The following is a 9,070-nucleotide window of genomic DNA, read 5'->3' as shown; positions in this document are numbered from 1 at the left end:
CCCCCTCCCCCTCCACCACCCTAATGAGGCGGCATGACAGACTGATAGGAGATGAGCGATGCACAAGACGGTAGCCTGGGCAATGATGGCGTTCACGGGGTGCGTCTCTTCGTCTGCGCAGACGATGGAAACGCTATGGAGCCCGGACGTGATTCTGATCGGGCGGGTGTCTGCGGACACGAGCTTAAGTGTGACTCTGTCTCTCTTAGAAGAGCCAGATGGTGCGCCCACGGGGACTGAGAGCTTCGGCCTGTACGAAGTGCAAGTCTCCCAGACAATCCGGGGAACGGCTTCCGGCACGATCAAAGTGGTGGCACCCCTTGGTGACAACTCAGGTGTTGGCGTTTTCGCCAAGACACCTGAGGAGATCCAAGCGGCTCAGAACGAACGGAGCGGTGCTTGCCTGCCTCGAGGTGCGCGGATGATGCTCTTCCTGCAGAAAGCCGACGAACACGGTGTGGTCAGGTACTGGCGCCATCCGCAGGCGAGTGCAGAGAGCCACCAACCAAACGACTACATCAAGCTGCCCGATGGCGTTCAGTATGCTGTTGACTTCCATTTAGGAGGTGAACTCATCCCCGACTCTGCCCCGCAGACGTTCCCCCTGAAGCACGACTATCCGGGCAGAGACATGATGCGCGTGTGGGTGCGCGCTACCGAGGGCTTGCCCGTGGACGAGCAAAAGGGACTCGTGGAGGACCTGGGCCTGGTCCGCGTCAGTCTGTGGCCCACAGCAGCGAACTTCAATTACGATTGGACAGGCTTCCGTACGGACTATGACCGGAGGATCGCGGACCAGTTCGGGCCCGACCCCCTCAAGTTCTACCGCGAGGAGATCGCACCTAACCTGCCGCCTATCGGACCGAAGACCACCGAACTCCAGATCATCCTGCGGCACGTTATCGCAGGCAGCTACGGAGACCCGAACGCAGCCAAGGAGATAGCAGCCGCGGTCTTCGCCCTCGACACGAGCAAGTCACCCAAGTTGCGCGAGCGCGTGGCCGAAATCGTGGGCGGCCTGGGGTTGCTGCCCAACGGCAACGAAGCGGCAGTCTCTCTGTACACACACCATGACCCTTTGATCGTGCAGAAGGCGCTCATGAACCCGTTTCGGCCAGACGAAGGAAAGAAGTATGCAAAACAGGTCGTGGCGCTTCTGGACCACGAGTGGGAGGGGGTTAGGCTCGAGGCACTGCGCATCCTGTCCATGATCTATCGCGAGCCGGACAAGGACTGGGACATGGACAAGATAGGCTCGCGCACCTATCCTTCCGAGGAACTTATCCAGTACTGGAAAGAGAAGGTCGGCAAGTAGCCCGTCTCTACTGCCGTACGACAGGGTCTTGCAAAGCCTCGCCGGCGAGGGGACCGTGGGCGCCCGCACGCGGGTACACTGCGGCGGCAGTCCGCCGAGCTCGGGGACTGTTGTTGCCTTATGATCCTTCACGGAACCCAAGAGATCGACCAACACGGCGTACTGACCATCGGCGGCTGCCGGGCGACCGACCTGGCCGCGCGGTTCGGTACGCCGCTGTACGTGCTGGACGAGGCCTGCTTCCGCGACAACTGCCGTCGTTACCTCGCGGCCTCGCGCGCGGCTTACGAGAACAGCGACGTCGCCTTCGCCTCCAAGGCACTGATGACCTCCGCCGTAGTGCGCATCTGCGACGAAGAGGACCTTTGGTTGGATGTGGCTTCGCCGGGCGAGTTGCTCACCGCCCAAAGAGTCGCCTATCCCATGAGCCGCACCCTCTATCACGGCAACAACAAGTCTCTGGAAGAGATCCGCCTCGCGGTGAAAGCAGGCGTCGGTCTGATCGTGGTGGATTGGCTCGGAGAGCTGGAGCAGATCGAGCAGGTGGGAGCCGAAGCGGGGCGCGAGGTGCCGATCCTGCTTCGGCTGGCACCGGGCGTAGACCCCGATACGCACCATGCCATTCGCACCGGCCAGCCGGACACCAAGTTCGGTCTCAGCATCCAAGGGGAAGCTGCGGATGCGGGCGTTGCCGCGGCGCTCGCCCTGCCCCACGTGCAGCTTCTGGGATACCACTCGCACGTCGGCTCGCAACTCCTGGACCTGGAGGCGCACGCCGAAGCCGTAGTGGAGATGGTGCAGTTCGCAGGCCGGATGGCGGGCAAACACGGCTACTCCCCAGCTATCCTGAACATCGGCGGGGGATTAGGCATCCGTTACACCGAGAAGGACCGACCCCCGAGCTTCGAGGAGTTCCACGACCAGCTCGTACGCACGCTGACCGAGCAGCTTCGCATCACCGGATTAGAGCCGCCCAAGCTGCTGCAAGAGCCAGGCCGCTCGCTGGTCGGGGAAGCAGGGACCACGCTGTATACCGTAGGTGCCATCAAGCATCTGGACCTGCCGGAGGGCCTTCAGCGGCTGTACGTGTCGGTAGACGGGGGCCTATCCGACAACCCGAGGCCGCAGATGTACGGCGCGGTGTACGAGTGCGCTCTCGCCAACCGCATGAACGACCACGCCGACACCGAATGCCGCATCGCCGGGGCGCACTGCGAGACCGACACGCTCATCGCCTCGGCGCAGCTCCCGATGCCCCGGCCCGGAGACCTACTTGCGGTTCCCTGCACGGGTGCCTACTGCTACTCCATGGCCTCGAACTATAATCGCTTCCAGCGGCCTGCGATGGTCCTGGTCAACCAAGGCCAGGCCGATGTGATCGTCGAGAGGGAAAGCCCCGAGGACGTGATCCGCATGGATCGCATCCCGGAGCGGTTTCGGAGCGTAGAAGACACTGGTAAGCACGCATGACCAACCCGTCGGACTTTCTCATGCAGATGGTGATCGTGCTCGGGAGTATCTCGGTGCACGAGTTCGCCCACGCCAAGAGCGCGGACATGGCGGGCGACATGACGCCCAGGCTTTACGGCCGCGTGACACTAAACCCGACACGGCACTTCGAGCCGACCGGGCTATTCATGATTTTCTTCTCCAGCCTCGTGGGTTTCGGCTTCGGATGGGGTAAGCCGGTACCGATAGACCCACGCAGAATGCGCAGTCCTCGTTGGGACAGCGTGTTAGTTACCGCTTGGGGGCCCTTCTCGAATTTGCTCATCGCTCTCGGGGCTGCCCTGCTCCTTCGCCTGGCTCCTTTCGCTGCTCAAGGATTCGTTGCCAACTTCTTGCTCCTCACCATCATCATCAATCTCACCCTCGCCTTCTTCAATCTGATTCCGCTGTTTCCACTGGACGGAAGCTGGATTCTGCAAGGCCTCTTGCCGGAGCGCTTGGGGGTTCAGCTATCTCAGTGGAACCGCCGCTACGGCGCGATGGTGCTTCTGACCTGCCTGCTGGTGCTACCGCTCGTCGGGCTGCCCGTCATCCGGTGGGTGCTGATGCCCCCGGTGATGCAAGCTTTCCGAATCCTGGTCGGCTAAGCTAAACTTAGATATGCCCAAGCAACGTCTTCTGAGTGGGATGCAGCCTACGCAGCCCATGCTCCACCTCGGTAACTACGAAACCCTCCGTACCTGGGTCCGCCTCCAAGACGAGTTCGAGATGTACTGCTGCATCGTGGACTGGCACGCCCTGACCACGCTGGCCGAGTGTTCGGACCAGATCGCGGCCAACTCTCGCAGCGTTGCGATTGACTACCTCGCTGCGGGGCTGGACCCCGAGCGGAACTCCATTTTCATCCAGTCTCACGTGAAAGAGCATGCCGAGTTGGCGATGCTGCTGGGCATGATCACGCCGCTCTCGTGGCTGGAGCGCGTGCCCACCTACAAGGAAAAGCGCGAGAACCTGCAGATCGAGTCCGTCTCCTTCGGGCTGCTGGGATATCCAGTGCTGCAGGCGGCGGACATCCTGTTATACAAGCCGTACGGCGTGCCCGTGGGGAAGGACCAACTGCCCCATTTGGAGTTGACTCGCGAAATCGCTCGTCGGTTCAACTTCTTGTACGGCGAGGTCTTCCCCGAGCCGCAGAACATCCTGAGCGACGTGCCGATGATGATGGGCCTGGACGGCCGGAAGATGAGCAAGTCGTACGGCAACGCCATCTTCGTTGCGGACAGTGCAGACGAGACCACGGCAAAGATCAAGACCGCCTTCACCGACCCAGAGAAGATTCGCAAGGACGATCCCGGCCACCCCGAAGGCTGCGCGGTGTTCAGCCTGCACACCGTGTACAACCGCCCGAACGTGGACACGGTCGAACGGGAGTGTCGCTCCGGGGCCAGGGGATGCGTGGCGTGCAAGAAGGAGTGCTCAGAGGCAGTCAACGCCTCCCTTGCAGAGGTCAGGGCTCGGAGAGCGGAGTTGGAGAAGGAGCCCGAGAGAGTGGAGGCGATTCTGAACCGAGGCGCCGAGCGGGCGAGGGCCTTCGCCTCCGCGACGATGAAGGAAGTCCGTGAGGCGATGAAGCTCCGGTGATGGCACCAATCCGAGCGGTCTTCTTCGACCTGGACGACACGCTGTGCAACTACATGGAGGTTGCGCGCGAGTCGCGCAAGGAGGTCTTTCGCAACCTCGCTGCCGAGCGTCCGGAGTTGTCCGCAGATGCCCTGTACCGCGCCTGGAAAGAGGAGTTCAAGCAGATGCTGCCGGAGGTGCGTCCGGGCGGGGCGTGGCGCTCCAAGTATTTGGTGTCGGGTGCAACCACGCGGACCGAAGTGATGCGCCGAGTCCTCGCACGCTTCGGCATCGAAGACCAGCGCCTGGCTGCTCGCATGTCCGACGAGTACAACGCGGGGCGGCTGGCCCGCCTTCGCCTGTTTCCGGACGCCGAGGAGGTCCTGGACAAGCTGTCCAAACGCTTCCCCTTGGGCCTAATCACCAACGGCCCAGCGGACAGCCAGCGTGAGGAGATCGCCGCGCTGGGCATCCGAAAGTGGTTCCCGAACATCTTCATCGAGGGCGAGTTCGGCGTGGGCAAACCCGACCCGGCCATCTTCCACGCCGCGGCAGGGAGCGTGCGGGTGCGGCCGGAAGAGCTTCTTTTCGTCGGGAATGCGTTGGAGCACGACATCCGCGGCGCGAGGCGCGCAGGGCTGCAGACCTGCTGGCTGACCTCGGAGGAGGTGGACCCGGACGAGGCGGATTACGTGGCAGACTCTCTTACCGAGATAGCGGCATGGATTGACGAGCGGACGCACGCCGAATGACGAGACAGGGGGGCGATGGAAGACATACACAAGAAGCTAGCGGTTGACCTGTTCAACCACACTTGGACACTGCTAGACAAGGCGGAGCGGACACTCGACGAGGACGAGGAGATGCTGATGTCCGCGTGGGCATCGCGGTTTCACTGGAGCAAGGTGGGCACGGCGCTGAACGCCGCTCGGGGCGAGTGGCAGATATCGCGCGTGTACTCGGTGCTCGGGCGGGCCGAGCCTGCGTTGCATCACGCGAAGCGAACGCTGGAGCTGTGCGAGCAGCACGGCTACGGCGACTTCGACCTCGCATTCGCCTACGAGGCGTTGGCTCGGGCGCACGCTGTCGCGGGGGACCGTGCCGAGCGGGACCGGTACTACCAGAAGGGCATGGAAGCTGCCGAGGGTATCAAGGAGAAAGAGGACAAGGACCTGTTCCTGTCCGACCTGAACAGCGTTCCGTAGGCTGCACTGAACGTCTCGGCTCGGGTTACATACCGGCAGGACTGAGGGATAGAACGACCGACCTGCCCAACGAATCGGGGAGATGGTGCCTCGCCTGACCACCGAGGACTCCACATTCCGCTGCGAACAGTGGGCGGATGGTGGCGGAGCAGCAGCCGGTTCGCCTGCTGCAAGAATGCGACGTTGGGCTTTTGACGATGCTTTCGGGCGCGGTACGATTCGCCTTCGAGCGATGGACTGGAATCGGTTGAATAGGGCGGGGATACCGCGCGGCGAGTTGGTCAGCTACCTAAAGAGCCCGGTACGTCTGCGACTCGCTAGGCAGCGCGGCTACTGCCTACTTTGCTGCGCACAACCCGTCAACGAGATCGCACTCTGTGCTGGCTGCTTCGCTTGTCTCACCGACGAGGAGAGACGCTTGGCCGAACCTTACCTTATAGGTGAGACGCGCTAGTGCGGGCCCACCCGAACGGGATCGGGCGGCGTCACCGGTCGGCGGACCGGATTCTTTTTCAGCGCAGCCAGCATTAGCTCCACCGCCTTGTCCAGTTGCGGGTCCTTGCCCAACACCCACGCGTTCGGGTCGCTCTCGACATCGTAGTCGGGCGATACGCCCCTCGACTCGATGATCCACCCATCGTCCATGGTCCACGCACCGTAGTTCGGTATCGCCACAGTGCCGCCGTCGGCCAGCGGCCAGCCGGGATCGGATCCCACCTCTCCACCCCACGTGCGCCGACCTACCAACGGACCGAGCCCCAACGCCTTGAAGTGATGCGGAAACTCCTCTCCGTTGGACCCGCTGAACTCGTTGATCAAACAGCACATCGGCCCCGGGAAGTAGCTTCCCTGCCGCGTCCATGGCTGCGGATTGTTACGCGAGTTGAAGTATGCCACCAACTTTTCGTTCAGGATGCGAATGATGTTCGTCGAGACGTTGCCGCCGCCGTTGAAACGCACATCCACTAACAGCGCTTCTTTGTTGCGCTGCGGATAGTACTGCTTCAGGAACTCCGCCATTCCCCATCCACCCATATCCGGAATGTGGATGTAGCCGATTTTGCCCTCCGAAGCCTTAGTCACGTACTCGCGTTGTCGTGCGACCCAGTCGTAGTAGCGTAGACGCCACTCCGACCCCATGGGCTTGACGTACACGGTCCGGGCACCTTCGGCATCCGGCGTATCGTTAACACGCACTGCTACCACCTGCCCTGCGCGTCCGATCAGTGCGCCGAACACGTCCGAGCCCACGCGAGCGGGAACTCCGGCGACCTCGAGCAGGTACTGACCTTCTCGCACGTCCACGCCCGGGGCGGCGAGCGGCGAGCGGTCCCCCTCGCTGAATCCGTCACCCCGCAGCACGCGCGTGATCTTGTAGTATCCGCTGGCATCCGGCTCCACGTCTATGCCCAGAAACGCCGGCGAGGCGCCTCGGAAGGTGCCACGCGTATCCCCGCCCCACACGCCGATGTGCGAAATGCTCAGTTCGGAGTAGAGGAACCGTATCACCTCGTTGAGTTCGTCGCGCGAACGCACGCTCGGCAGGAGCTTGGCATACTTTTCGCCCACTGCGGGCCAATCGTTGCCGTGCATGTTAGCTACGTAGAAGTAGTCGCGCGCGAGCCGCCACGCGTCCCAGTACATGTTCTCCCATTCGGCACGCGGATTGATGCGTAACTGGTAGTTGGCGAAACTGACACGTCCCTCGTCGCTCTTCGCCTCGGTGGCAGATACGTCGATGACGCGTAGGTTAGCCCCACGCACGATGAGCAGTTTCTTGTTATCCGCCGATACCTGAAAGCTACCGACGCCTGTCGTCACGGTGCCCCACTTCTTGTCTTTCAGGTGGTAGTAGTACAACGTGTCGTCTTTCTGCACGAGCACTCGCTCGCCCACCACGGCGAGATCCGAGTAGTCGTCCGCCGCGATGGGCAGCTCGATCCACCTGTCCGCAATGCCATCGAGGTCCACCGTCGTGTGCGGGGGCTCGTCCTTCTTCTCTTCGTCTTTCTTGGCTTCGGGGGTGACTGCAGTCTCCTCGTCGCTCTCGGGCAGCAGTGGGTTCTTCACATCCTTATTGAGCGGCACGAGGCACACGCGTAGCACCTTCTTGGCGTTCATGTGCCCCTGCACCGAGTCCCACTCCGGCGTGAAGCTGCGGCGGGAGAAGAACGCTAGCCACTTTCCATCCGAGCTGAAGACGGCCTGATAGTCGGTGGTCATTCGGGGGCCGAGCGCCGTTTTGTTGGCAGTGGCAATTTCATAGAGCACAGGCCAGGAGAAGTAGGTCATGCGATCGACGTCGTCATACACTAGCCATTTGGAGTCCGGAGAGAACGAGCAATGGGGTCCTTCCCATCCAGTGCCACGTGCGATCTCGACGATGCGTCCGGAATCCACCTCGATTAGCAGAAGACGCGTGAGGTTGTCGCTCAGGGCGATGTACTTCCCGTCTGGAGACCACTGAATGCGGACCAGTTGTCTTCCGCTATCGAATGTCAGTTGTCGCGGCGCCGAGCCGTCGGCGTTTGCCACGTAAAGCTGCTGCTCCCGTGTCTCGTCGGAGACGTACGCGATTTTCTTTCCATCCGGAGAGAAGGTGGGGAGACGATAGCGTATTCCGTCCCTGGCGAGTATCGTCCTGACGTCTCCTTCCTTGGTCGGCAGTGTGATGACTTGCCCTCTCGTTTCTACTAACACGCGCTTGCCCGTCGGGCCGAGATGCGCGGAGAACACGTTGCGGTCCGCCGGTGACAGGTAGGGAAGCGTGTGCATCAGCTCCGACGACAGCCGAAACGGGGGCTGGATGGTCTTCCGGGTGACCGGGTCCAGCACCTCCAGTCCCGCACCCTTCTCGTACACCATTCGCTTACCGTCTGTTTGCAACGAGCGAATCTCGACGTCTGCCGGCTCCGTCAGTCGTTGAGCCTGCCCCCCGGTAGGCGCAACGGAGTAGATGCTAAAGCGCGCCCCCTCGTCGTGAACGAAACAGACTCGATCGCCGACCCACGCCGGGTACTCGTTGGAAAAGCGACTCTCATAGACTTTGCGGAACTTTTTGGCGCTAAGCTCGCCTATCCAGACGTCGTTCTTCTGGCCGCCCTCGTAGCGGTACCACGCCGCCCCGGCGCGCGCGAACCGCGTAAAGGCGAATCGGTCGCCATCCGGCGCAAAGGTCACGTGCTGCCCGAACTCGAGCGGGAAGCGCTGCGGAAAGCCGCCCTCCACCGGCACCGTGTATAGCCCGAACCATGCCGGCTGGTTGGAGGTGCGGTACAGCACGCTCTTGCCGTCCGGCGTCCAATCCAACAGCAGCGCCATCTCGTTGGTGAAGGTGACGCGGCGAGGGACGCCCCCATCGGCGTCCATCACGTAGACCTCGCGAATGCCGTCGTATTCGGCGGTAAAGGCGATGTGGCGACCGTCGGGCGAGAAGCGCCCTGCGGATTCGCGCCCTTCGCTGCGGGTGAGGCGCTGCGTG

At 62.3% G+C, this 9,070-nt stretch carries 8 protein-coding genes; 7 read left to right on the top strand and 1 reads right to left on the bottom strand.

Going from position 1 to position 9,070, the window contains the following annotated elements:
• Positions 1-58 precede the first annotated feature (58 nt).
• The 7 genes from HRF45_12870 (at position 59) to HRF45_12840 (ending at position 6,043) form a co-directional block, all read left to right on the top strand.
• Positions 59-1,315: a hypothetical protein gene (locus tag HRF45_12870; GenBank protein MEP0767415.1), complete on the top strand. Its 1,257-nt coding sequence runs from the start codon at positions 59-61 to the stop codon at positions 1,313-1,315.
• 120 nt (positions 1,316-1,435) lie between these two features.
• Positions 1,436-2,785, top strand: a complete 1,350-nt coding sequence (gene lysA / locus HRF45_12865; GenBank protein ID MEP0767414.1) for a diaminopimelate decarboxylase — start codon at positions 1,436-1,438, stop codon at positions 2,783-2,785.
• On the top strand, positions 2,782-3,411 hold the full coding sequence (locus HRF45_12860; protein MEP0767413.1) for a site-2 protease family protein: 630 nt from the start codon (positions 2,782-2,784) through the stop codon (positions 3,409-3,411). The genes lysA and HRF45_12860 overlap by 4 nt, the downstream gene beginning before the upstream one ends.
• A 13-nt stretch (positions 3,412-3,424) precedes the next feature.
• Positions 3,425-4,405, top strand: a complete 981-nt coding sequence (gene trpS, locus HRF45_12855) for a tryptophan--tRNA ligase (GenBank protein MEP0767412.1) — start codon at positions 3,425-3,427, stop codon at positions 4,403-4,405.
• The gene (locus HRF45_12850; GenBank protein MEP0767411.1) at positions 4,405-5,136 is read left to right on the top strand and encodes an HAD family hydrolase; all 732 of its coding nucleotides are present in this window, start codon (positions 4,405-4,407) and stop codon (positions 5,134-5,136) included. Before trpS ends, HRF45_12850 begins: the two co-directional genes overlap by 1 nt.
• Positions 5,137-5,151: 15 nt before the next feature.
• Positions 5,152-5,589: a hypothetical protein gene (locus tag HRF45_12845; GenBank protein MEP0767410.1), complete on the top strand. Its 438-nt coding sequence runs from the start codon at positions 5,152-5,154 to the stop codon at positions 5,587-5,589.
• 82 nt (positions 5,590-5,671) lie between these two features.
• Positions 5,672-6,043 carry a hypothetical protein gene (locus tag HRF45_12840; GenBank protein MEP0767409.1) on the top strand — a complete coding sequence of 124 codons (372 nt, stop codon included), beginning with the start codon at positions 5,672-5,674 and terminating at the stop codon, positions 6,041-6,043.
• Here HRF45_12840 and HRF45_12835 read toward each other — a convergent pair.
• Positions 6,040-9,070: PD40 domain-containing protein (locus tag HRF45_12835; GenBank protein MEP0767408.1), on the bottom strand; the 3,031-nt coding region annotated here is incomplete at its 5' end. The two genes, HRF45_12840 and HRF45_12835, sit on opposite strands and share 4 nt — an antisense overlap.

It is taken from the genome of Fimbriimonadia bacterium (assembly GCA_039961735.1).
Lineage (GTDB): Bacteria > Armatimonadota > Fimbriimonadia > Fimbriimonadales > JABRVX01 > JABRVX01.
This window is presented reverse-complemented; position numbering and strand designations above follow the sequence as displayed.

Excerpts from the sequence above, each read along its gene's own strand:
- HRF45_12870 (MEP0767415.1), top strand. The coding sequence starts at position 59 with ATGCACAAGACGGTAGCCTGGGCAATGATGGCGTTCACGGGGTGCGTC.
- lysA (MEP0767414.1), top strand. The coding sequence starts at position 1,436 with ATGATCCTTCACGGAACCCAAGAGATCGACCAACACGGCGTACTGACC.
- HRF45_12860 (MEP0767413.1), top strand. The coding sequence starts at position 2,782 with ATGACCAACCCGTCGGACTTTCTCATGCAGATGGTGATCGTGCTCGGG.
- trpS (MEP0767412.1), top strand. The coding sequence starts at position 3,425 with ATGCCCAAGCAACGTCTTCTGAGTGGGATGCAGCCTACGCAGCCCATG.
- HRF45_12850 (MEP0767411.1), top strand. The coding sequence starts at position 4,405 with ATGGCACCAATCCGAGCGGTCTTCTTCGACCTGGACGACACGCTGTGC.
- HRF45_12845 (MEP0767410.1), top strand. The coding sequence starts at position 5,152 with ATGGAAGACATACACAAGAAGCTAGCGGTTGACCTGTTCAACCACACT.
- HRF45_12840 (MEP0767409.1), top strand. The coding sequence starts at position 5,672 with ATGGTGCCTCGCCTGACCACCGAGGACTCCACATTCCGCTGCGAACAG.